The following is a 22,755-nucleotide window of genomic DNA, read 5'->3' as shown; positions in this document are numbered from 1 at the left end:
GAAGGCCGGACATCTCGCTCGCCGGGGACCGGAGAGATCGAGACACGGAGCCGTGGACCCATGGGCCGGTACAAAGGACGCTCGCTCGGTGGCCTGATCCTGCTCGTAGTCCTCGCAGGGTCGGCCTGCCAGTCGCCGCAGGCCGGCAGCGCGGTGTCGGGCGGCAGCGACAGCGGAGCTCTCGATGCGCGGACCGAGGCCAAGGTCAAGCAGATCGTTCGCCGGTTCAAGGACACGAACACGAACCGCACCCCGGGGCATCTGGAGCCCGAAGGGGACCTTCGTCAGTGCCACCGGCGTCGCCGACCTCGCGACGGGGCGCCGCTCCGTACGGACATGCAGTTCAAGATCGCGAGCCAGACCAAGGCGTTCACGGCCAACCTCGTCCTGCAACTGGTGGGCGAGGGGAAAGTCGTCCTTGAGGACCACATCTCCAAGTGGGTGCCAGGAGTCCCCAACGGGGACCGGATCACGATCCGCCGGCTCCTCTTCGCCGTGCACGGTGATCCGGCCGATCCGGTGGTCGCGGGTAGCGGGTGAACCACGGGGCACTGTCCGGTCCGGCGGTGACGAGGGTGGGGCAGCTATCGGAGGAGTCCAGTGCGGACTTCTCCACGTGACCTGTCGACGGAGTGAGGCGCGCCAGGCGACCTCGGTGGACGAGCGTGCACCACAGGTTGTGAGGGATCAGGGGTGCCGGGTCACGGGCGCTTCTTCCTGCCCTTCTTCGGGCGCCTCTTGACCATGACCGGCTCCATGTCCGCGCCGATCATCAGGTCGTCGTCGTGCCGTGAGGGCCCGGCTTCCGGAGCGGCGTCCGGCACGGCGGTCTCCGGTTCCACGAGGTGGAGCACGACCTGGGCGCGCAGGGCGAGGATCCCGTCGTGCAGGCGGCCGAGTTCGTGGGTCATCGACGGATACTCGCGGAGCTGAGTGAGCAGCGTGCTGCGGGCATCCGGCCCCGACCCCTCGTCCAGGGCGCGGACCTCGCCCAGGAACCCGCGTACCCGGACGTGCATCGCCTGGATGTCGCGGTGGTACTGCCGGATCGGTTCCAGGACCTGAGCGATGGCGGCGGCGGCCTCCGGGCCCTGGTCGGCGCTGGTCTTCAACTGGGCGATCAGGTCCGCCACATCCTGCTCGGCGGCCGTCAGCTCGCGGTCGAGAACGCCCATGCCCGCGATCAGGTCCCGCTTGGCGCTGCCCTTCCGATGGCGGTCGAGGTCCTTCTCCGGGTCGAGCATGTTGTACGGGACCCCGTAGTTCTGCGCGATGTCCATCACCTCCTGCAAGGGGTGGTAGGCGAGGTCCGAGGTGTGGTCGTAGTCCAGGCGCCAGAAGGCGAACGTGCCCCAGGCCACCGCGCTGAGTTCCGAGATGGTGCCGCCGACGGCCTTGGTCAGGCCGAGCATCCGCATGGCGGTGAACGAGGACCCGGCCCACACCGGCAGGTGGTGCCGCCGGGCCAGTTTGGTGCTGTCGGCGTACTCCGCGCGGGTCGAGGGAACGGACCGGACCCGATTGCCCGGGATCCGGAAGGCCATCTGCCCGCGGTCCTCGGTCGTACCGGTCCGCTTCCCGTCCGCGTCGATCTCCGTCGTGGTGAGGTTCATCCCGTCCTCGTCCGGGACCGAGCCGTTGCCGGCGGTCTCGGCGTTCCACGGCTTGCGCGGGCCGAAGAACTCCATGAGGTCGTGCAGGACGATGATCTTGTCGCGGAAGGTGAACCGCGTGGGCTGGTTCAGCACCTTCCCCATACCGCCGTTGATGGCGGTCCGCAGCCGCTGCCGGACGGGCTCGGGGATGTCCATCTTCGCCTGGATCACCCGGTCGTAGTACTTCTGGTAGTGCCCGAACTCGTGCAGCCCGTCGTGCCCCTGTCCCGGGGTCAGCCCGGTGTCCAGTTGCTGCTGCACGTCGTTCCACCGCCCGCTCTCGTCGGCGGGCGCGTTCCTCTGCTGCTCGTCGACCCACTTCCGGACGCGCAACAACAGCGACTCCAGGTGCAGTTCGACATCGCTGTTGTTCTTCACCTCCTCGGCCAGCTCCTTCTCCCGGTGGCGGTTGTCCTTCGCCTCCACCCAGCCGACGAGCGCCCGCGCCAGGTCGCTGTACCCCGCGTAGGTACGGTCCTGCTGCTTCGACCCGAAGTCCGGGTGGGACTTGGGGCCACGGGTGCCGGGGACGCCGGAGACCCACTTGTGCAACTGCTCCTTGACGGTGTCCTGATGGCGTCGCAGCGCGGCCGTCTCGTCGGAGGAGAGCGTGCCCTCCCCGGCGACCTGTTGGAGGAGGAAGGCCAGCAGGCCGTCGGCATCGGTGTGGGCGCCGTCCTTCTGCGCACGGGTGCGCATGTCGGTGGCGTTGCCGTCGGCCAGGACGATCTTGACGGTCCGCTGCACGGCGCCGGTCGGAGCCGCGGCGCCTTGCCCGCCTCCCACCGGCCCCTCGGCCGCGACGCCGTCGGCCTGCCCGGCCGCAGACGGGGACGGTGCGACCGGCCTGCTCATCACCTCGTCCGCCTTGGCCTCGGCCGAGCGCTCCCCGGCATCACCGGGAGCGGACATCCGTGTTCCGTCACCCTGGGGCGTCCCGGGCACGGAACCGTTCTCCTGGTCGATGGTGTGCGCGATCTCGTGCGCGACGGTGTGCTTGTTGCGCAGCGCGGCCGGGGTGAAGACCATGTGCGAGCCCGAGGTGTACGCCTCGGCGCCGATCTCCGCCGCCGAGTCCTGCGCCCGGGTGTCGGTGTGCAGCCGCAGATGGGAGAAGTTCCGCTGGAAACGGCCCTCCATCTCGCTCTTCAGCGGGCCGTCGAGGGGCACTCCGGGAGTGTTCAGCACTGCCAGGACCGCCGACTTGCGCTGGACGACGGGCGCGTGGCCGCAGCCGTCGCCGTGCCGGTGGGTCTCCGCGCCCGGCTCCTCCCGGTCCCGCGCGAGCCGCTGCACCAAGGCCGCGTTGCCCGCCGCGCCCTGCAGGGCGGCCGCCTGCTGCGGCGTCAGTGCCCCGCCCACCGCCACCCGCTGCGCCGCGGCCTGTGCGAAGGAGGGCGCGGACAGCCACCCCGGACGTTCCGTCCGGCCGGCCGCTGGCCCTTCGACGTTCGACTCCCGTTGACTGCGCATCCGTCCTCCCACCTACGGCGGCGACGGCCGCCGGTCCCTGTTTAGACCGGGTGCCCCGCACGGAGGAAGGACCGCGAGGGCAGGAAGTCCTGACCGCCGGGGCAGCGGCTCCCGCCACGGTCCGATCGAGCAGGCCGGGCGGCCGGGTCGCGGCCCCGGCGGCGTGGGCGTGGGCGTGGGCGTGCCGGATCATGGCGGTGATCTCGGCGGTCCGCTCGCCGTCGCTGTCGCCGCCGACGCACAGGGAGCCGCAGCCTCCGCCCACGTGCGGTTCGTGCATCCAGGCCGTCTTGTTGGGAACGATGCCGTCCGCGAAGACCTTGGCCCCGAGGATCGCGAGGCGGCGCGGATCGGCGTCGGACTCCCCGAGGGAGGTGAGGGTGGTGAGGGCGCGGGCGAACTCGTGGGCGGTGCTCGCCATTCCGGTGGGGAGCAGCAGGACACCGACGCGGGCGGTGAGTTCGCCGTCGGCCGGCAGCCGGCGGTAGACGTCGAGGGTCTCGGTACCGAGCGAGCCCCTCAGTCCGGTCGGCTCTCCCGCTTCGTCGACGACCACGGCTCCGCCGGGCGGCGCGATGTCCTCCCGTCCGCCGACGGCGCTGATGATGCCGTCGGTCACCGCGAGAGCCCGAGGCGACGGAGAACTCGGCGTCGACCGTGACCACCCGCCCTCTGACGAATGCGAGGTCTGCGTACGTGTCCACAGAAGGGTCCTTTCGAAGACCGGGCGTCGCCACGGACGCCCGTGAACGATCTCCCGAGGACCATGGCCGCTCCCCCGCTCCCCGCACATCGGTCATCCCACCGATACGCGCTCGGGCCCGGGCGCCCCGGGCACCGCCGCTCCGGACTCCAGTCGTCGGGACGGTTCGCGGGTCGGACTTCCCGAATGCCGCTGCCTGCCCGGCCTGGCGCCCAGTAGCGTGTCGGTCCAGCAGCGCCGCACCGACGGGGGCAGGCATGGAGTACACGCAGATCTTCGCCGACCGCGAGGTGCGGGAGGAGTTCCTCGACCGCTTCCAGGAGATCAGGGACGCGGTCGCGGCGTCGGGGGGTCTGGAGAGCGTCGGGGCTCTGGAAGGCCTCCTGGACGTGGACCGGGCCGCCGGCGCCGTCAAGGCGATGGCCGAGGGGACCTGGCAGGGCGACGAAAGCGGCTTGGAGGCCATCGTCAGACAGTTCGGCAGGCCGGTCTACCTGGTGCGGCGCGACACCTTCGCCACCGTGGCCGACGCCCCCGACAACGAAGCCGAGAGCCTCGTGGTCGCCGCGAAGGTGAAGGCCGCTCGTCGCCGCCTTGAGGGCGTCATTCCCAGCGTGGGACGGATCGATCTGCGCAACCACGACCTGGAGTGGGTGGGAACCGCGTGGGTGGTGGCCGAGGGTCTCGCCGTCACCAACCGCCACGTGGCGGAGAAGTTCGCGAAGAAGGGCCGCGGCGGCTTCAGGTTCCGCGCGAACCCCTTGGCCCAGGTGCACGCCTACGTCGACTGGCGCCACGAGCACGGCCGGACACAGGAATCACGGTTCAAGGTGATAGAGGTGGTCTGGATCGAGCCGGACTCCTCTCCCTGTGACGCCGCGTTGCTCAGGCTCGCTCCGACCGGTGAGAACGGCGAGCCCCTGCCGCCGCCGATCGAGCTGGCCAAGGGCAAGGAAGCTCTCACCGTGGGCCGTTGGGTGGGAGTGATCGGCTATCCCTACATCGGGCAGCGCGACGACCCCGAGGACCGCAAGCGCATCTTCAACAACATCTTCGAGTGCAAGCGGCTTGCCCCGGGGCAGGTCATCTCGTTCGATGGCAACCGGTGGATCCATCACGACGCGACGACACTCGGCGGCAACTCCGGTTCCGTCGTCGTGGACCTGGACACCGGACGGGCGCTCGGCCTCCATTTCCAGGGCCTGGCAGGAAAACGCAACTACGCCGTTCCCGCCGGGGACATCGCCCGTCTCGTTCGGCAGCGCGCCTCGTGACGGTGGAGGCTCCCGATCCGGGTTCCGCGCTCCAGGCCGTCACCAGCCCCGGCGCCGGAATGCACTCGACCCATGACGTCAGGGCGAGGATCGCCGAGGCCGAAGCACGGGTCGCCCGTCTGGAGCGCGGCGGCAGTCAGGTGGCCACTGGTTTTTTGGTCGGGCCGGCCCTGCTGTTCACCGCGGGGCACGCGGTCCGGTTGTCACTCGGCGCGTCCGGCGTGGGACCGGTGGCCGGGATGGTGGCCGTGTTCCCCCCGTACCACGACCCGGGGCATGCCGCCGCACAGGACGCTGTGCGGATTCCCCTCACCGAGCTCCTCGACTCCAGCCCACCCGCCCCGGACGACCCGGTGCCACTCGGCATGAAGACCGCCGAGGACGGCCTGGACTTTGCCTTCGTCCGCCTCGCCGCCCCTCCACCCGATCTGGTGGAGCCGAACGGCCTCCTGCGCCCGAGGGGTTACTACAAGCCGTTCGAGGAGGACCACGCCTTCGGCAGCGGGCCACTGGGTCTCTTCCACTACCCCCTGCGGCTCCTGCTGGACTACAGCAAGGCCGAGAAGGTCCTGCGCTCCGGCGAGAGCCGTGTCCGGTACCGAGGCGCGAACACCCTGGACGGATCGTCCGGCGGCCCCCTCATCACCGAGGACGGCCTTCTGGTGGCCATGCACCACGGGCACCGCAACGGCATGAACCAGGGCATCCCTACCTCCCTCATCGCCTCCCGGGTCCTGGCTGGACCCCACGGCGAGCTGCTGCGCGACGCCCTTGCCAGCCCGCTGCCGCGCGTCCGGGCTCCGGAGGATGCGGTGACACGGCGGGGCGGGGGCGACGCGACACCGGGCGACGGCGCACGGGCCATCGGAGCCGCCATGAGCACCCTGCTCGGCTCCCGTGCCCCTGGTGCCACGGTGCCGGGCCCGGGCGGTCGGCCCCTCAGGGTGACCGGCGCCCGGCAGGTCGCCGAGTGCTTCCGAACCGCCGACCCCCGAGCGGTCCCCGGCATCGAGCCGGTCGTCGAGGCCGCCCGCGCGATGGACGCGACATCCGGAGACGGAGCGCTGACGGCGGCGGTCCTCGCCGCGGCCCTGATCGGGGAGGCCGCCGACCAGCACGCCAGGGGTGGCGGATTCCGGGAGCTGCTCCGGGAATCCGTCGAGGCGCTGAACCGTGCTCGCGCCGCCTTGGCTGATCAGGCAACGCCGTGTTCCCGTCCGGACGCCGTCGCCCGCGGTGTGACGGCAGACCCGGAGGTGGCCGAGGCGGTCTCGGCCGCGGCACTTCTCGCCGGCCCGTACGGCGTCCTGATCTGCGAACCCGGCGTGACCCGATCGATCGAGAAGCCGACCGTACGCCAAGGCCTTCGCGTGCCCGGCGGGCGCGCCTTCCCGTACGCCGCCGACGCGCCCGGGACCGACGCCTGGACCGGCCGGACCCGGCTCGTGAAACCGTACGTGCTGCTGCTCGACTCGGTGACCGGCGAGGGCGAGGCCTTCCACAGACTGCGCGACCATCTCGCCGCAGAGGGCAGCCCGCTCCTGGTCCTCACCACCACGGACGGCTGCGATCCACGGGGCGGCCTGCTGCGGGCCCTGTGCGATCCGGCGGACGGACCGGTGCCGACGGTGGTCCGTGTTCCCGCCGGCCGGCAAGGGCACCAGCGGCTGCGGTCCTTGGCCCTGCTGACCGGCGCCACGGCGCTGACGGAAAGCTCCGGCGTGCTCCCGGGCACCGCCTGGTTCGACGTCCTGGGCCGAGTCGACCTGGCGGTCGTCTCCGCATCGGAGACGGTGCTGGTGGGCGGCGGTCACGATCCGCGCATGCTGAACCGGTGGACCGCCTCCGCTCGTGCGCTGTTGGACCTGGCGGCCTCTGATGACGAGCGATCGGCGTTGGAGGAACAGGTCTCCTGGTTGACCTCCCGCGCCGTGTGCCTGGCCGTCGGCGCGGAAACGGAAACGGCGATCGCCGCCCGCACCGAGTCCGCCGAACGGGCGGCGCACACCGCGCAGGCCGCGTTGCGGTGCGGCACCGTGCCCGGTGGCGGTCTCGCGCTGCTCCGTGCCCGGGCCGCCCTCTCGGACGACACCGGGGATCCCGGGACCCACGTGGTGCGCACGGCGCTGGCAGCGCCGTTCCGCGCGCTGGCGTCGACGGCCGGACTGGCCCCGGACGATGTCGAACGGTGGTGTGCCGTCGGTGATCCGGACGTGCTCGGCCGTGAGCCGTCAGCCGACCTGTTCGCGGACCGGTCGGAGGATGCCGCCGAGACCGTGCTGCTCGCCCTCGACACCGCGAAGGCCGCGCTGATCGCCTTCCTCGCCGGCTCCTGACGCCCAGACGGCTGGGCCGGCTCTGTCGGATCTTGCCGGGGCGACAAGGTCCGACAGAGACGACCTAGGACCGCGTGCTCGCGTCGGTGGGTGACCCGCTCAGGTGCTCCTGCACGTTTTTGTGACGGAACTGGTAGACACCGCCCACCTGCCGCAACGCCGACACCTTGTGGGCATGTTCCAGGAACCCCATGAGGTCGCGTGGAAGGTCACCCCGGAGCCACAGCCAGGATCGCGCCACGACATACCGCGGCCAGGGACGGACGGCGATGGGGGCCCACAGGGCCAGGACGATGAGGAGCACGCTGCCCTCGGCGACCTGCCCGCGGCCGGTCGAGGAGGTCGCCATGATCCAGGCCATGGCGAGCCCGGCCACTGCGGCGATCACCAGAGCCCACCCGGCGACCAGCCTCCGGTCCCCGCGCAGCAGGATCCGCGGGGACGTGGAGTCGTCGGCCGGCGCCGGTGTCTGCAGCCAGCGCAGGAAACCTGACACCAGCCCCAGGACCATGCCGACAAGGGCGAACAGGAGCACGGAGGCCAGCACGTAGGTGGGCCGATTCATTTGAACGGCTTCGGGCCCGCGGACGGTACGCAGGGTCCACCAGATGAGAAGCCCCAAGGCGGCCCCGGCGGCGAATCCCACGCCCGCTCCGCCCGCGACGCGGCGCAGGAAGCCGGTGCCGCGGCGGAACCAGCGCGGTCCCCGTACCGGCCCGCCCGCACCGAGGAGACCGGCGGGTATGCCGAACAGCAGGCCGCACAAGGTCCCGATGAGCAGCCCGACGGCGGGACCGTTCGCGAAGGTACCGATGAATCCCAGGATTCCCCCCATCGGCAGCCCGACGGCGAGAGCGGTCGACGTCCGCCCGAGCCGCGGGTCCCCCGCGCGGCTGCCCGACGGTGCCTCCGTCTCCGGGTTCTCCCGGCGCGGGCGCCGCGCCGCGGACCTCTTGAGCAGGAACTCGTCCAGCCACGAGGCCACTCGGTCCGGTCCCCACCACGACACGAGCATCCCGGTGCCCAGTGCCGCCGAGCCCAGGAGGAGCGCCGCCGACGCGCCTTCCCCCGCGTCGACCGCGGATGCCGTGGTGATGCCGCCGGCCACGGCCGCGAGCAGTCCCAACAGGCCGCCGTAGACGCCATGGTGGAGCGCACCGCTCAGTTCCCACCAGGCGAGGTCGGTTCGGTTCGAACGCTCCAGGTGGCGGGCCAGAAAGGACAGGTGCCGCCGCGCATCGGGCCAGTCGTCCGGGTTCAGCCGGTGGTCGAAGAGGACGCGCACCGCGTTCTCCAGGATCGCCGCCCGGACGGCGTCGGGCGCGGCACGCGCCAGGCGCCGAAACGGCTCCTCGTCGCCGGCGTCCGTGTAGCCGTACAGATCGGCGAACAGGGTTGCGGTCAGGGGCGAGGTCAGTGCCTCGCCGAGGGCCGCGAGCAGGTGGGGGGTGACCTCGCGTGCCGGGCCACCCTGAGCTGCCACCGCTTGCGCCTGGACCATCCATCGCCTGACCGGCGATGAATCGTTGGGCCTGTCGGCGGTCGGTGCCAGCAGGGACCAACGCGGCGGGGGCATCGGCACACCGTGCTTGCGTGCCTCGGTCACCTCGTCCTCCAGCACCCCCCAGCCGTGTTCGAGGCGGCCGAACAGGTCGGCCCATTCCTCGTGGCTGGGGCCGCCTTCTCCGAGGCTGGCACGCAGGTATGCCAGCACGTGCGGAAAGGCCAGCTCGCGTGCCTCGGTGACCGAGGCGCCGTGCAGCACCGGCCCGAGGGACAGGGCTTGCTCGTACTCCTCTGTGCGGCACGCCAGAATCACCGGTCGTGCGGTGGCGAACTCCCTGCGGATGCGGTCCAACACCCTGACGACACGCTGCTTCGGGACTTCGTCGAGCCCGTCGAGACAAGGCAGCACGTCGCCTCGGTGGAGAAGGTCCCTCGCGGAGGCCGCCGACCCCACCTCGGGGTACTCGGCCGCCAGCCGCCCGGCCAGCCAGTCCAGCAACCCGTGACGCCTTGGATCGTAGGAACTGAGGGAGAACAGGACAGGGACGGGCGGCGAGGCCTCGGCTCCCTGCGCCCGAGAGCCGTGTTCGGCCAGGTCGAGCTCGCGTGCTCGGCACAGTTCGAGCAGGAACAGCAGGAGCAAGGTCGACTTTCCCGAACCGGCCGGGCCGATGATGACCAGCCGCTGTGGAACGAGCGCGGTGAAGGATTCGACCAGTCCGGGCATGTCCGCGGTGGTGCCGGTGAGCCCGCGCGTGCGGCCGTCGGTCAGCCTCGGTGGCGCGGGCGCCCACTGCGTGTGGAGCAGTCGCGGTCGCTGGAGGTGCGGGGTGAGGCCCCGCTTGTCGGCCTCCTCGGACCAGTCCCGCCACACGGACGCCTGGAGCCGGTCCAGGGCCCTTGCCCGCTGGGGCCCGACGAGCAGTTCGTCCTTGCCCGGGCGCAGTCCGCGCAGAAGCAGCACGCAGCCGACGGCGACAACCGACAGGACCAACCACACGTGCATGTCCGCCGGTGCCTCCCCCTCCGCCCCTGCGGCCTGTTCCGCACGAGCGTCCCGCACCCTACTGCCTCGGCTGCGGCGCTGTCCGTCCGTCTGGGCTCCGAGGGGTTGCCGGGTACGACAGTTGCATGACGCGCGGTAGGGCAACGCGGCCAGGGCCACTGGTCCGCCGTCCCTACCGGGTCTCAAGCGGGCTGGACGGTGATGGTACAGAGGCGTTTGGTGGCCCGGGTCAGGGCCACGTACAAGTCTCTTTCCCCGCCGGGGCGGGCCGTGATGATTTCCTCGGGGTTCATGACGACGACCCCGTCGAATTCCAGGCCGCGCGCTTCGGACGCCGGCACGATGCGTGCGTGGTGAGCGATGCCTTGGGCCGTCAGGTCGCTCACCCTGGTGTCCGCGCAGATCACTCCGAGAAGCTCGCCCGGGTGCGCGGTGCTCTGGGCGCGGAGTTCCTGAACGACGGCGGTGACCAACCCGTGCGGAGGTGTGGTCACGGTGCGAGGGCTCTCACCGCTTCGCAGTGACCGTGTGGGTTTCTGGTCCGGAGCGATCCGCGCGAGCAGGTCCCGGACGCTCTCCAGGATCTCCTGCGTGGTGCGGTAGCTGACGGTCAGGTGGTGCAGCGCGAACCGCGGTCCGACGTGGGGGCTCAGTGCCTCCTTCCAGTCGCGTGCCGTCGCGACCGGGCCTGCCTGGGCGAAGTCACCCACCAGTGTCATCGCCCTTGCCGGGCAGCGGCGGACGATCATCCGCCATTGCATGGCGGTCAGTTCCTGCGCCTCGTCGACGACGACGTGCCCGTACGTCCGCTCGGGGGGGCCGTCGACCAGGCTCGCCGCCTCGTCCAGCAACGGCACATCGGCATCGGTCCAATGGTCGTCCGGCCCGCGCAGCAGAAGGGACCGCTCCTGCAGGGTCAGGCGGGGCAGGCGCTCGGCGAGAGCGCCGGCGTTCGTCAGGAGCGCCTTCACGAGGTCACCGGGTACCAGTCGCGGCCACAACACCTCGACCGCTCGGTCGACGCCGGCGTCGGCGAGGAGATCGGCTCGGATGGCGTCCAGGTCCAGCTCGTGAACCGGGCCCGAGTCGTCCGCACCCTCGACACGGCGCTGGGCGGCTCCCGTGAACCGGTCGAGGTCCAGGCCCGTCATCCTGACGGCATCGGCGTCGATCTGCTCCAACAGGTCGCCCATGTCCCGTTGCATCGCGTCGGTGACGGCGTCGACCAAGAGCTCCCTGAACACTTGGCGCGCGGGGTTGTGCCCCGGTGCGGCTGCCACGGCGGCGTCGCGTGCCGTGGCGACTTCCTCGCCGGACAGGTGAACCAGTTCCTGTCCGACCCGCACGGTGAAGTCACCGGCGGGAGCTTGGTGGACACGCAGCAGACCGGCCAAGGCGTCGGCGAGGTCGGAGCTGCCCTTGAGACGCGCCGTGTCGAACGGGTCCACCGTGTCCGTGGACACTCCGGCCAGTTCCCGGCAGGTCGCCAGGACGACGTCGTTCTCTCCGAGCGAGGGAAGGACCTGGGAGATGTAGTCGAGGAACCGGGCGTTCGGGCCCACCACCAGGACGCCCTCCTCCGCGGCGCGCGGGAACGCGTACAGGACATAGGCCGCCCGGTGCAGGGCGACCACCGTCTTGCCGGTGCCGGGCCCGCCCTGCACCACGGTCACCCCGCGATGGCCGGAGCGGACGATCTCGTCCTGCTCGGCCTGCAGCGTCGCGACGGCCGCGTGCATCCTGCCCGTACGCCGTGCCGACAGGGCCTCGGTCAACGGGCCGTCCCCCACGACGTCCTCGTCGGTCGGGGCGGTGCCGTCCAGCAGTTCGTCGCTCACCGAGATGACCGTGCGTCCCGCGAGGCGCAGGTGCCGGCGCCGGCGCAGGTCCATGGGGTGGACCGGTGTCGCCTCGTAGAAGGGTCGTGCCGCGTTCGCGCGCCAGTCCACGAGCAGAGGCAGGTCATCCTCCTCGGTGTGCAGTCCGATCCGCCCGATCCGCAGGGCCGTGCCATCCGTCCAGTCGATGCGCCCGAAAACCAGCCCCTTTTCGGCGCCCTCCAGTCGGCCGATTTCCTTGGCCAGACGCTCGGCGGCGATTTCTCTCTCATATGCCTCACCGGTGCTTTCCGCCGGGGCCTTCAGCACACTCGCTCGGTGTACTCGCGCCTCGGAAAGCCGCTCGGTGAGCAACTCGTACAAGGAGGACACATAATCCCGCTCCGATTCAAGCGCACGCACAGCGGGATCATTCATCTTCGACAACAGGGGGCTCCTTCGATTCGAGCCACACCGTACGGCCAAAGCCCCCTGAAGGTAAGTCTTGACTTACTTGGTGAGCCATGGCCTCACGACGGAATCCATGGCGGCTTGCCGATGGCGTGTCACGCATTCAGCCGTTCCGTATATCGTCGCCCATTACGCTCCCGATACCTGCCTGCCTGCCTTATGCCGAGCCTGCCGCCCTTGGGTGCCGGCAATGTTTTGCCGCGCTCGGGAAAAGAGGGAAGCCGGATCGCAGGTGTGGCCGGCGCGCGGGGGTGGTCGGCTGGTAACCCGGCACATCCGGGGCAAAGGCGGGCTACCGCCCCGGAAACGAACGGAGTCCTCGCAGTGGACGGCTTCATCATCGGCATCACGGGCAAGATCGGCCGCCTGCTCGCGCAGGAGCTTCTCGCCCAAGGCGACACCGTTCACGGCCTCGTGCGCCGCGACGAACAGCGGACCGACCTCGCCGCACAGGGCATCCACGCCCTGGTCGGGGACCCACCGAACTGTCGGTGACGGAACTGGCGGACGCCTTCGGGAACGCCGACGCCGTCGTCTTCACCGCCGGATCCAACGGCGGCAGCGCACAGACCACGAAGGCGATGCTCGCTCACCGGGAGAGCAGTGACACGCTGCACGCCTACGTGGCGCCTTCCAGGCCGGAGGACTGCTCTGCCGCCCTCGTTCACCGATGCATCGGCTGGACCTGGCCGGGCCGCCGCCAAGAGCGGAGACCTGTTTCCTCGACGCCTGGCCGCCTCCGGTCACGCAGCCTGAGGACCTGTCAGTTGAAGACGTCCAGGAGGTCGAGCCAGGAGCCTGCGTCTTCGGCGGGGCGGGGCCGCATCGGGAGTGGATCCGGGTAGGTCTCCGCAGCGGCCCTCGCGCGGACGATGTCGGGCCCGCCGCACGCCGCGACCGCGAAGGCGCCGAAAACCTTGGCGAACGCGGCCGGGTCGCGAAACTCCACGCCGAACGCTCGGCCGTCCCGCAGAGGCACCCACACCACCCGGTCGGTCCGTGTCCATCCCGGCACCGGCTCGCCGTCCGCGGTCGACCGCCCCTCCAGCCACAGTCGTGCCACGTGCAGCAGGTTCACCTTCTCCATCGGCAGCCGCTTGCGTCGCACCCGCAGTTCACGCGCCGTCAGCTCGACGCGCTGGTCCTTCTTCGGGTACCAGACGACGCCGATCCCGAACGGCGCCCACAGCAGAATGCCGATCATCGGCCAGACCAGAGCGTCGCCCCACGATCGAAGCAGCCCACCATCCAGCAGGTACAGGGCCCCGAATGCCAGAACCCACTTCGCCGTCATGCGCCAGAATCCGCTGCCCTGCCGGTACAGGACCCGTCGCTTCCCCGTTATCGCCATGCCCGCACGATATCCGTCGTCCCGAAGCTCCCCGTGGGCGTCCTCCGGCACTGCGGGGGCCTCCGTCCCTTTCGTCAACACCTTGCCGGGGGGCGTCTTCGCACTCCCCCGGCGGGTGGACACCCCGTCAGTCGACGAGGGTCTGCCCGGCCAGTAGTTGGGAACGGACGAGTTCCAGGAGGCGGCCCGTCCAGTTGCGGCCCCGGCCCCCGTTCTCGCCCCAGAAACCCGAGCAGACGTCGTCGTAGAGCACGGTCGCGTCCCCCGTGGCGAGCAGGATCGCCGCGAGGTCGGGGTGCTGCTCGTACTTGACGAGCAGCAGACGGGCCATGACCTCCGCCCGGACCCGCTCCCAGCCTTCGCGCCGCGGCGCCGCGGCCGCGACCGTACGGGCCTTCGCGCCCGACTCCGCCGCCATGACCGCGGTCCGGGCCTCCGGATCGGCGACGGAACGGGCCCAGTAGGCGTGCGCCACCGACGGGTAGGTGGCGCCGTCGACGGTGATCGGGGCGGGGTAGTCATTGCGCAGGGCCTGCTTGCCCGGGTCTTCGAGCGCGCGCTGCGGATACGAATGGTAGATCTTGACCGCGGGGGTGAAGGAAAGGTCCGTGAGGAAGTAGGAGCCGCCGTTGCATATGAACGCGTGCCGCCAGGTGCCGGGTACGCGGACGCCGTTCGCCGTGCGATGGGTGATCCGATGGCCGATCATGCCGTGATGATGCCGGACGGGCCGACCGGGAAGCACCTCGATGGTGCGTCGAGGGCGCCGTGTGATGATGTGCGTCAACCTTGGGGAGGCGATCGTGCCGAGAAGGGGCGCGCGGTGGGCCGCGGGCGCGATGACCGCGGTCTGCCTGGTGCTGCTCCTGGGCTCCAGCGGATCGAGCGGTGGCGCCCCCCTCGCCAGGCCGCTGCCGTTGGACGCCGCCGAGGAAGTCGTACCGGACCGGGTCGGCACGTGGAACATCTGCAATCCGTGCGGCGGGAGCGGGCACAACTTCGGCCGGGCGACGGAGATCGCCACGTACGCGCCGCAGGTCATCGGCCTGCAGGAGGCATGCGTACGTGACGTCGAGGAGATCCGCACGTACCTGGAGGAGGTCTACGGGCTGGTCTACCGGGTCGCGTACGGCTCGGTCCTGCGGAACTGGAACCGCTGCGGGGGGCTGCCGTGGCGGCCGGGCGGCTTCGGCCAGGCGATCCTCTCGGCGGCGCCGATGACGGACCGGGAGAGCGTCGAATACCCCGACGGGGGCTCCGAGGACCGCGGTTACCTGGCCGTCACCACACGGGTGGGCGGTCGGCCCGTCCGCGTCATCAACACCCATCTCGCCCAGCGCCGGCAGGAAGAGGTGCGGGCGGGCCAGGTGGGGGTACTCGCCGCGGAAGTCGCCCGACACGAGCGTGCGATCGTCCTCGGCGACTTCAACGCCGTGCCGGACGCGCCCGAACTCGGCCCGATGTGGGCGTTGGCCTCGGACACGGACTCCGGATGCGACCCCTCGACCGTCGGCACCGACGCCTGCGCGGCGACCACCGATTGGAACAGCACGTTCGACTACATGTTCCTGCGCGGCATCACCGCGCGCACGCACCGCGTCCGGCCCAGCCCGTACTCGGACCACCACTTGCTTCACACCGACCTGAACCAGGGCTAAGCCATTCTCTTGGGATCATCTGATCGTTGACCCATGACTGTCGGCCATCTTCGCGATCGGCACAGTGGGGGAACACTCCAAGGCTGGCTCATGATCATTGTTCCTGTCGGGGCCACCGCGTGTGGGGAAGCCGGCTCAGACTGGTCGGGCGTGGCCGGCCGGGCTGGTCGCCGCGTCCGTGTCCCGGCCGACCCAAGGACTGTCATCTTGAGCGAGCGTGTTCTCACCCCCCGCAACCGGGGCTTCCTCTTCCTCGACTCCCACCCGGCGGGCTGCCGGCAGTTGGTGGCCGACATGTGGCAGGCGTGCCCCGCCCCCTCCGGCGTGCCGGAGGGCGACGGGCCGGTCGCGCTGGTCATCGGCTCGTCCGCCGGATACGGCCTCGCGGCCACGCTTGCCGGACTCAAGCGCGCCGGGATCCGCGGTATCGCGGTGTCCTTCGAGAAAGCCCCCACCGTGCGGCGTACCGCGACGGCCGGCTGGTATCGCACCGCGGCCACCGCCGACATCGCCCGCACCGCCGGTCGGGATCTGGTCTTCCTCAACGGCGACGCGTTCTCCGACTCGTTGAAGGATCAGGTCGCCGATCTCATCGAGCAGCGTTTCGGCGGTCGACTGGACTACCTGATCTACTCGGTGGCCGCGCCCCGGCGCATCGACCCCGACACCGGTACCGCCTACGCTTCGGTCCTCAAGCCGATCGGCCAGGCGAACCGCACCAAGACCCTCGTCTTCGACGACGAGGGTGTTCCCGAGGTCCGCGAGGTGGAGACCGGGCCGGCCGAGGGCGACGACGTGGAGCAGACCGTGGCCGTGATGGGCGGCGCGGACTGGGAACGCTGGATCGACCACCTTGCCGCGCGGGGGCTGCTTGCCAACAGGTTCGCCACCGCCGCGCTGTCCTACATCGGCTCGTCGCTGACGGCGGCGATCTACCGGCAGGGCACCATCGGCGCGGCCAAGGCGGATCTGGAGGCCACCGCACGTACCCTGAACGAGCGGCTCGGCAAGACGGTGGGTGGGTGGGCCGTGACCTCCGTCAATGCTGCCGCCGTCACCCAGTCCTCCACCGCGATCCCCGGCATCGCCCTGTACACCAGCCTGTTGCGCGGCGTCCTCGGCGAGGACCTGGTCCCGCCGATCCGCCAGCTCGCCGCCCTCTGGGACCAGCTCACCGGCGCCGCGCCGCTCGACCTGGACGACGAGGGCCGGATCCGCCTGGACACCTTCGAACTGACCGACGACGTCCAAGCGGCCGTCGCTGAACGCTGGGAGTCCGCCACCACGGCGACGATCGCCGACCTGGCCAACCTCGACTGGTTCCGCGCCGAGGTCCGACGCCTGTACGGATTCTCCGTACCCGGCATCGACTACACGACACCGGTCGCCACCGACATCCCCTGGCCCGACCACACCCCCTGGCCCGCATCCGGAGAAGCGCCAGGGAAGAGCAGCCAGGAGGGCCGGGGGCGAGGGCGGTGACGTCGGCTACGTTCCGGATGCCGGTCACCGCCCGCCCGCACGGTCCGGGCGGTGAAGGCGGCCTGCACGTTGGCCTGCAGGCCCGCCACCGAGGCGGCGACCTCGGCTGAGCCGTGGTGCCGCCCGCCTTCACCAGGGGTGGCCTGGCCGTGCTGTCTCGTGAGGTTGGCGCCTGAGGTTGGTACCGCTAGGCGGAACTGATGGTGCCGGCCGGCAGGGCCTGCTGATAGAGCGCCACCAACACGCCGTGCAGGGGCCGGCCTTCTGCCTCCTCTTCGGCTTCGTCGACCAGTTTGGCGAGGGTCTCGCCGAGTTCTTTCGCCTTCGTGGGGCTCAGGTGCAGGTGGCGCAGTGTCAGGTGGCTCTCGGCGGGTGAGAGGTCCAGCTCCTGGGCGAACGCGGTGAACATCGCTGCGGTGCCTGCCGCTTGAGGTTCGGAGACGACCATGTGGCGGGCCGTGCGCTGGTAGTACTGCTCGGTGCCGCCGCGGACCTGGCGGGTCTCGGCGATGTGGATCAGCCCGGCTTCGCGGAGCACTTTGAGGTGGTGTGCCACGTTGCCCTTCTTCGCGTCGAGTTGCGCCGCAAGCTGCCTGACGGTCGCGGGCCGGTGCCCTAGGGCGAAGAGCAACCGCTGGCGCAACGGGTGGGCGAGTGCCGCGAACTGCTCTGGCGCACCGATCTCCAGAACATCCTCGGGGGGTGGCAGATGGGTAGGCTGATCACGCATACCCAAAGTGTCTAAAGTTGTTGACGCTTTCGCAAGGGCGATGCTCTACTCCCTGCCGTGACGACTTCAACGAAGCTTCAGACGGCCCCGGTTGTCGACGAGACAGTCCAACTCCTGACCGAACATTACGTTTTCCCCGAGATAGCCGAGCAGCTCGCCGGCCTGCTGCAACGACGCCTCGTCGAGGGCGCCTACGACGTCGACGGCGCCGAGGAGCTCGCCCGGTTGGTCACCGCGGACCTGCAGTCCGTCAACGGCGACCGACACCTGAGACTGAAGCACCACGCCGATCCGGTGTCCCCGAAGCAGGGGGCGGCCACCTTGGACGCCATGCGGCGGGACTTCGACAGCACGCTGGGCGGTGCGCCCCGGGTGCAGTTGCTCGACGGAGGGGTCGCCGTGGTGGAGCTGGCGCCGATGCTGTTTCCCCTGGAGTGGGCCGCCGAACCGCTGGGCGCCGCGCTCACCCTGGCCTCCCGCGCCCAGGCGCTGATCATCGACCTTCGCGGCAACCGGGGCGGCGACCCGGACACGGTCGCCTTCGTCTGCAGCTACCTGCTCGACGAGCGCACCCACCTCAACACCATGAACTGGCGCGACGGCGGGCGCAGCGAGCAGTCGTGGAGCCTGCCTCACGTTCCCGGCGCGCGCTTCGGTGGCAGCAAGCCGTTGTACGTGCTGTCCAGCGACAGCACCTTCTCTGCCGCTGAGGAGCTGGCGTACGACCTCCAGCAGCTCGGCCGCGCCGTGGTCGTCGGCGAGCGCACCCGCGGCGGCGCACATCCGTGCAGGGGCTGGACGGTGCACCCACACCTGGAAGTCACCATCCCCATGGGGCGCGCCATCAACCCCGTCTCCGGCACCAACTGGGAGGGCATCGGCGTGCAGCCGGACATCCCTTGCGCTGCTGCCGACTCCCTCGCCCAGGCCCACGCGCTGGCCCTCGCCCGCCTGGCAGACTGAACAGGGAGCACCGCGCCAGATTCCACACCGCACGCCGGTTACAGGCCGTGGCGGCTGCAAAGTAGAGCAACGGGCCTTCGCTCCGTCCCCGTTCAGTTATCTGTCGTCGTGGCGTTTCGCGTCACCACGCCGGGAACCCAGCTCGGGGGGCGGCAATGAGCTCGCCGTACCTCGGCCGGTGGGACCGTGACCTGCGGCAGCGAGTCCACCAGAGCGAGCGCGGCGCGGGTGGGGGCACCGGTAGCCTTTGGCCGTTTCTATGCGATGAGTTCGTCCATGTGCCGCTGCAGGGTGAGGATGTCCGTGATCGTGTGCAGGCCCTGGCTGGGGCCGGGCTCGCCGCCGTGCGGCCCTTCCCCGTGTGCGGCGGCGACCGCGCGGACCTGGTGGGCGGGGTCGGGCAGGTAGGTGAGGCCGTCGACCGAGAAGCGTGCCCGCCCGCCTGGCCGTGCCGCCTCACGGCCCGCGAGGTCGGCGAGTTCGGGCGGCCGGGTGAAAGCGCCGGCGTAGAACTCGATCACCGGGGTTTCGTTCAAGCCGGTCACCTGCCGCACGTACGCGGCTTGGAAGTGCCCTCTCAGTTCGATCGACAGAACGTCGCCGACCCGCAGGAAAGTGACGGACCGGGGTGAACCGGGTCGGCGGGACAGCGGAGTCGGCGCCGTGCGCAGCAGTTTCTTGATGTCTGCAGACTGTCGTTCGAAGGCGTCTGAGAGCACTACCGCGTCGTTGAGCGCGTCCACCGCCGCGATCGCCTCCGCGGTGATCGCCGGATCCTGGAAACCGTACTTGTGCAGAAGCGTGGCGAGCGCGACTCGGACCACGTCCTTCGTCGCGGGGCGCGCCTCCTCGGATTCGAGCAGGCAGCGCCACCGGGCGAGGATCGGGGGAATCACCGCGCGGGCCACGTCCTCGTGCGAGCAGCCCGGGTAGCTCATCTGGTGAGCCACCTGGCGTGCCAGATCCTCGTCCAGCGCCCGTACGTGCCCCCGTGCGGCCAGCTTGTCCAACACCTGCTGATGCCTCATGCCGCTCCCCGTACGCGCCGTTGCAAGGGGGCCAGGCTACGCAATGTGGTGCGGCTGCCCGACGGGGCGACCACACCGAGGGCGCGGCCGGAAGTCCTGCGGCTCCGGCTCGGCCGTCACTGCGAAGAGCCCGAACAGCAGACGGCGCAGGCCACTTGAGTCGCGCGATCAGGCGCAGCACACAGCAGCACACAGCACAGCATGTCTACGCTCTTGGCATCGCGAAGCCGGGCCTGGAGCACCCGGACGATTCCTGACTCAGGAGAAGTGGACAGCCGCTCGCGCTCCGCAGCGAAGGAGTACAGTTCCACGGGCTCCGGCGTGAAGACCAACGGACCATCGGCCGGTGTTCCGCTCGGAGTCCCCGCCAATGCCCGGCGGGGCCGGATCAGCCCAGGACGAGCGGGAACCTCACCGCGGTGTCGCGTAGTTCGGCCCGCTGCGCGTCGGTGGGCGCGATGCGGCCGGTGCCGACCAGGAGTGCGTCCCGGTCGGTGAACGACGTCGGGAACGCCGCGCCGGCGATCCGCTCCAGCATGGCGCGGGAGCGGGCCATGCTCTCCTCGGGCGGCAGGATCCGCGCGTTGGGGAGGTGGGCGATCAGGTCGAGGTGGTGCAGCGTCCATTCCAGGACGTACGCGCCGAGGTAGTCGCCCACGGTGAGGACCTCGTCGCGCGTACCCACCCGGGCCCGCGGATCGGCGAGTTCGGCGGCGCGGCCGGCGGCGGAGCCGACGTCGTCGAGGTGGAACCGGAGCAGGTGCGGGTCCCCGTACGCGGCGGCCAGCCGGACGGTGAGGGCGTCGAGCGGATCCTCGTCGGTCGGGGGTTGGTCCTGGGCGTGCCAGTAGGTCACCGCGTCGACGGTCGGGTTCGTCGCGGCGGGGGTGGCGAGGGTGATCAGAACGTCCTGGGCATCGATGACCAGGTGGCACACGAGGTCCCGTACGAGCCAGCCCGCGCAACCCGACGGCCGCGCGAAGTCCGGATCCGGGATCTCGGCGACCGCCGTGCGCAACGCCGTCCAGGAACGGGTGAAAAGGTCCACACCGGCACCGTCGTGCGACGCCCCGGCGGCGGACAAGCGCGGCCGGCCGGTCCGGCCGGGTCGTGTCCCCGCCGCCCACTGCTCCGCTTATTGGGCAGTGGTTCTCTCTCCATCGTGGGTACAGCGGCCGGGGGAAAGACCTCACCAGCCTGTGCACCACTCAGGTGACCGTGATGGGCGCCGTGGTCACCGTGGCCGCCGCGCTCCCTGCCGGCTATCCGAGGAGTCGGACCAGGGCGACCGGGAGGAACGCGGGTCGGTGGGGCTGTCCGACCTGGTACGGCACATAGCCCAGCGAGGCGGCGACCTTGACCTCTTCGGTCGTCTCCGCCTGAAAGACGAGCCGGCAGGACCCCGACTCGGCCCTCGCGCGCTGCCAGAGAGCGGGAGCCGGTTTGCGCTCCACCTCGGTGCGGGGGGTCAGGATCCGGCCGCCGAAGTCCTTCCACGCGAAGGGCTCAGGTCCCTTCCAGGTAGCGTCGACTTCCTTCTTCAGCCTGGCGGCACGCTCGGCGTCAGTCGCGCCCCAGGAGGGCGGCACGTTGGTGATCAGCCCGATTCTGATGTGGCGCTCACGCAGGGCGCGCAGGTACGAGGCCGCTCCGGACTGGTAGGTGATGCTGCCGTCGTCAGCGGTGTGCACGAGGGTCTCGCCCAGATCGAAGTACACGACGGGGCAGTCTCGCAGGCCCACCGTACGCGCGACGGAGTCCACACCCGCGACCCCGCCCACGCCCCCGGGCGCCGCGGCACTCACCGTGGTACAGAGCATGGTCGACGCCAGGGCCGCACCGAGCGCGAGGCCCACCCGGCTTAACTTCTTCGAGGCGGATCCGTTCATGGCGTCGCAGCCCTTCTCCTTTGTGCACCGCACTGGTACACGATTGTCCGGAACATGACATGCAGGTGCCGCAGAGTCTCTCACACGTGCGTCCGACGAAGCGGTACCTTCCCTCACATCGCACCTGAAGGCTCTCTGGTAGTTCGGTTGCGGTGAACTTGACCGCCTGGGCGAAGATGCCTGCATGAGCCAAGGGCCAAGCCCCCACGCTGACAGACACCACCGCGACCAGACTGACCGCCTTGACCATGCCCAGCTCGCCTCCCTCGAAGTGCGATGGGCGCAGTATTCGGACCGGCTGCGATGATGACGGCATGCCAGATCCAGGGACCACCGCCGTCGTCATTGTCTTGCCCGATGCCGCCCCGCTCCTTGACGCGGCGTCGGGTATCGACCCGGCTCTGGTGCGTCGTGGGGTGCCGGCGCACGTCTCGCTCCTCTACCCGTTCGTGCCGGCATCGGCACTGACGGGCCAGGACGAGAAGGACGTGCGTTCCCTGGCGGCGAGTTTTCCGGCGGCTGATCTGCTCCTGGAGGAGGTCGCGACGGAGCCCGGCTTCATCGCCGTCACCGTTCCGGGACTCCAAGCGATCGTCGACGCGTTCCGCGCGCAGTGGCCCGGGTCGCGCCCGTACGGGGGCCGCTTCGGAGCGCGGCCCGCCGCCCATGTCACTGTCGCCCTGGGCGCGGACAACCCGACGACTGCCGCCCATGTCCGCGCTGCGATCGACAACCTGCTGCCACTGCCCGCCCGTGCGGCGGCGGTCCAGTTGGTGGTGTTGACGGAGGAAGGCTGGCAGTCGCGGTTCACCGTGCCGCTCGGTGTCCCGGACGGGCCGTGAACTCCGCACACCCACCCAGTGCTGCCGCGCCTCGCATGCTGGTGCAGACCAGTGTCGTCAGCCGGTGAAGAACGACCTCCGCTCGGACCGGATGGGGGGCCGGGCTGCTGCCGCGATGGAGGGAGACCAGGTCGCCCCGTATCCCGGGCCCTCGGGTGCGGGCGCCGGGGGGCTGGTCTAGCGTCGAAGGGGTAAGGAAGCACCGGCCCCCGCCGGGCCGGTACCCCGAGCCCCGAGTCCCCGGAGAGCAGGTGCGTCGCATGCGCGCGTCGACCCGCACCGCAGGCGTCCTCGCCGGTCTGGCCCTCGCGCTCGGCGGCCTGGCCCCCGCCGTCCACGCCGCGCCCACGGACATCCCGGCCTGTACGAAGACTGCGGAGAGGACGGGTGTCCAGGTCACCGACGCCGTCACGTCCGCCTGCACCCGTGGCGTATCGGGAGACGTACAGGGGTGCGTGAACGGCCTGACTGCCGCCGGTGTCTCCGGTGGCGCCGCCAATGGTGCCTGTCGCGAGGCGGCCCACGAGCCTCGCTAGGCCGTTCTTTCGCGCGTCGTCCTCCCCGTGGGTCC

General features: G+C 70.7%; 18 protein-coding genes. 9 read left to right on the top strand and 9 right to left on the bottom strand.

What is annotated here, in order from left to right:
- The first annotated feature begins 60 nt into the window (after nucleotides 1-60).
- A complete protein-coding gene (locus OTB19_RS13430) occupies nucleotides 61-540 on the top strand; it encodes a serine hydrolase (protein WP_267798373.1) in 480 nt (159 codons plus the stop codon).
- A 161-nt stretch (nucleotides 541-701) separates the two neighbouring features.
- Here the strand turns inward: OTB19_RS13430 and OTB19_RS13425 are convergent, their stop codons facing one another.
- On the bottom strand, nucleotides 702-3,128 hold the full coding sequence (locus OTB19_RS13425) for a DUF4157 domain-containing protein (RefSeq protein ID WP_267798372.1): 2,427 nt from the start codon (nucleotides 3,126-3,128) through the stop codon (nucleotides 702-704).
- Between the two features lie 960 nt (nucleotides 3,129-4,088).
- Here OTB19_RS13425 and OTB19_RS13420 point away from each other — a divergent pair.
- Complete coding sequence (locus OTB19_RS13420) at nucleotides 4,089-5,105, top strand: trypsin-like serine peptidase (RefSeq protein ID WP_267798371.1); 1,017 nt, start codon at nucleotides 4,089-4,091, stop codon at nucleotides 5,103-5,105.
- Nucleotides 5,102-7,441 carry a TCP-1/cpn60 chaperonin family protein gene (locus OTB19_RS13415; RefSeq protein WP_267798370.1) on the top strand — a complete coding sequence of 780 codons (2,340 nt, stop codon included), beginning with the start codon at nucleotides 5,102-5,104 and terminating at the stop codon, nucleotides 7,439-7,441. Before OTB19_RS13420 ends, OTB19_RS13415 begins: the two co-directional genes overlap by 4 nt.
- Nucleotides 7,442-7,505: 64 nt before the next feature.
- On the opposite strand, the gene OTB19_RS13410 is transcribed toward OTB19_RS13415, so the two are convergent.
- Nucleotides 7,506-9,953, bottom strand: coding sequence for a hypothetical protein (locus OTB19_RS13410; RefSeq protein ID WP_267798369.1), 2,448 nt, complete (start codon nucleotides 9,951-9,953; stop codon nucleotides 7,506-7,508).
- Between the two features lie 182 nt (nucleotides 9,954-10,135).
- Nucleotides 10,136-12,163, bottom strand: a complete 2,028-nt coding sequence (locus tag OTB19_RS13405) for a HelD family protein (protein WP_267798368.1) — start codon at nucleotides 12,161-12,163, stop codon at nucleotides 10,136-10,138.
- Nucleotides 12,164-12,565: 402 nt separating this feature from the next.
- Between OTB19_RS13405 and OTB19_RS13400 the strand changes: the two genes are divergently transcribed.
- Complete coding sequence (locus OTB19_RS13400; RefSeq protein WP_267798367.1) at nucleotides 12,566-12,736, top strand: NAD(P)H-binding protein; 171 nt, start codon at nucleotides 12,566-12,568, stop codon at nucleotides 12,734-12,736.
- A 268-nt stretch (nucleotides 12,737-13,004) separates the two neighbouring features.
- Here OTB19_RS13400 and OTB19_RS13395 read toward each other — a convergent pair whose 3' ends face one another.
- Both OTB19_RS13395 and OTB19_RS13390 read right to left on the bottom strand, forming a co-directional pair.
- A complete protein-coding gene (locus tag OTB19_RS13395) occupies nucleotides 13,005-13,592 on the bottom strand; it encodes a hypothetical protein (protein ID WP_267798366.1) in 588 nt (195 codons plus the stop codon).
- Between the two features lie 127 nt (nucleotides 13,593-13,719).
- Nucleotides 13,720-14,301, bottom strand: a complete 582-nt coding sequence (locus tag OTB19_RS13390; protein ID WP_267798364.1) for an NADAR family protein — start codon at nucleotides 14,299-14,301, stop codon at nucleotides 13,720-13,722.
- A 67-nt stretch (nucleotides 14,302-14,368) separates the two neighbouring features.
- Between OTB19_RS13390 and OTB19_RS13385 the strand changes: the two genes are divergently transcribed.
- Nucleotides 14,369-15,250 (top strand): endonuclease/exonuclease/phosphatase family protein, encoded by an 882-nt coding sequence (locus OTB19_RS13385; RefSeq protein WP_267798362.1) that lies wholly within the window; start codon nucleotides 14,369-14,371, stop codon nucleotides 15,248-15,250.
- A gap of 207 nt (nucleotides 15,251-15,457) precedes the next feature.
- Nucleotides 15,458-16,732, top strand: coding sequence for an enoyl-[acyl-carrier-protein] reductase FabV (fabV, locus tag OTB19_RS13380; protein WP_267798361.1), 1,275 nt, complete (start codon nucleotides 15,458-15,460; stop codon nucleotides 16,730-16,732).
- Between the two features lie 187 nt (nucleotides 16,733-16,919).
- Here the strand turns inward: fabV and OTB19_RS13375 are convergent, their stop codons facing one another.
- Nucleotides 16,920-17,462 carry an ArsR/SmtB family transcription factor gene (locus OTB19_RS13375; RefSeq protein ID WP_267798360.1) on the bottom strand — a complete coding sequence of 181 codons (543 nt, stop codon included), beginning with the start codon at nucleotides 17,460-17,462 and terminating at the stop codon, nucleotides 16,920-16,922.
- A 57-nt stretch (nucleotides 17,463-17,519) separates the two neighbouring features.
- Between OTB19_RS13375 and OTB19_RS13370 the strand changes: the two genes are divergently transcribed.
- Nucleotides 17,520-18,425: a S41 family peptidase gene (locus OTB19_RS13370; RefSeq protein WP_267798359.1), complete on the top strand. Its 906-nt coding sequence runs from the start codon at nucleotides 17,520-17,522 to the stop codon at nucleotides 18,423-18,425.
- 257 nt (nucleotides 18,426-18,682) lie between these two features.
- Here OTB19_RS13370 and OTB19_RS13365 read toward each other — a convergent pair whose 3' ends face one another.
- The 3 genes from OTB19_RS13365 to OTB19_RS13355 form a co-directional block, all read right to left on the bottom strand.
- On the bottom strand, nucleotides 18,683-19,453 hold the full coding sequence (locus OTB19_RS13365; RefSeq protein ID WP_267798358.1) for a hypothetical protein: 771 nt from the start codon (nucleotides 19,451-19,453) through the stop codon (nucleotides 18,683-18,685).
- A gap of 388 nt (nucleotides 19,454-19,841) precedes the next feature.
- A complete protein-coding gene (locus OTB19_RS13360; RefSeq protein ID WP_267798357.1) occupies nucleotides 19,842-20,501 on the bottom strand; it encodes a maleylpyruvate isomerase N-terminal domain-containing protein in 660 nt (219 codons plus the stop codon).
- A 214-nt stretch (nucleotides 20,502-20,715) separates the two neighbouring features.
- Nucleotides 20,716-21,342 (bottom strand): hypothetical protein, encoded by a 627-nt coding sequence (locus OTB19_RS13355; RefSeq protein ID WP_267798356.1) that lies wholly within the window; start codon nucleotides 21,340-21,342, stop codon nucleotides 20,716-20,718.
- A gap of 314 nt (nucleotides 21,343-21,656) precedes the next feature.
- Between OTB19_RS13355 and OTB19_RS13350 the strand changes: the two genes are divergently transcribed.
- Both OTB19_RS13350 and OTB19_RS13345 read left to right on the top strand, forming a co-directional pair.
- Nucleotides 21,657-22,184 carry a 2'-5' RNA ligase family protein gene (locus tag OTB19_RS13350; RefSeq protein ID WP_267798355.1) on the top strand — a complete coding sequence of 176 codons (528 nt, stop codon included), beginning with the start codon at nucleotides 21,657-21,659 and terminating at the stop codon, nucleotides 22,182-22,184.
- 260 nt (nucleotides 22,185-22,444) lie between these two features.
- A complete protein-coding gene (locus OTB19_RS13345; RefSeq protein WP_267798354.1) occupies nucleotides 22,445-22,720 on the top strand; it encodes a hypothetical protein in 276 nt (91 codons plus the stop codon).
- Nucleotides 22,721-22,755: the final 35 nt, after the last annotated feature.

This window comes from Streptomyces sp. H27-H5 (assembly GCF_026627505.1).
Classification (GTDB): Bacteria; Actinomycetota; Actinomycetes; order Streptomycetales; family Streptomycetaceae; genus Streptomyces.
This window is presented reverse-complemented; position numbering and strand designations above follow the sequence as displayed.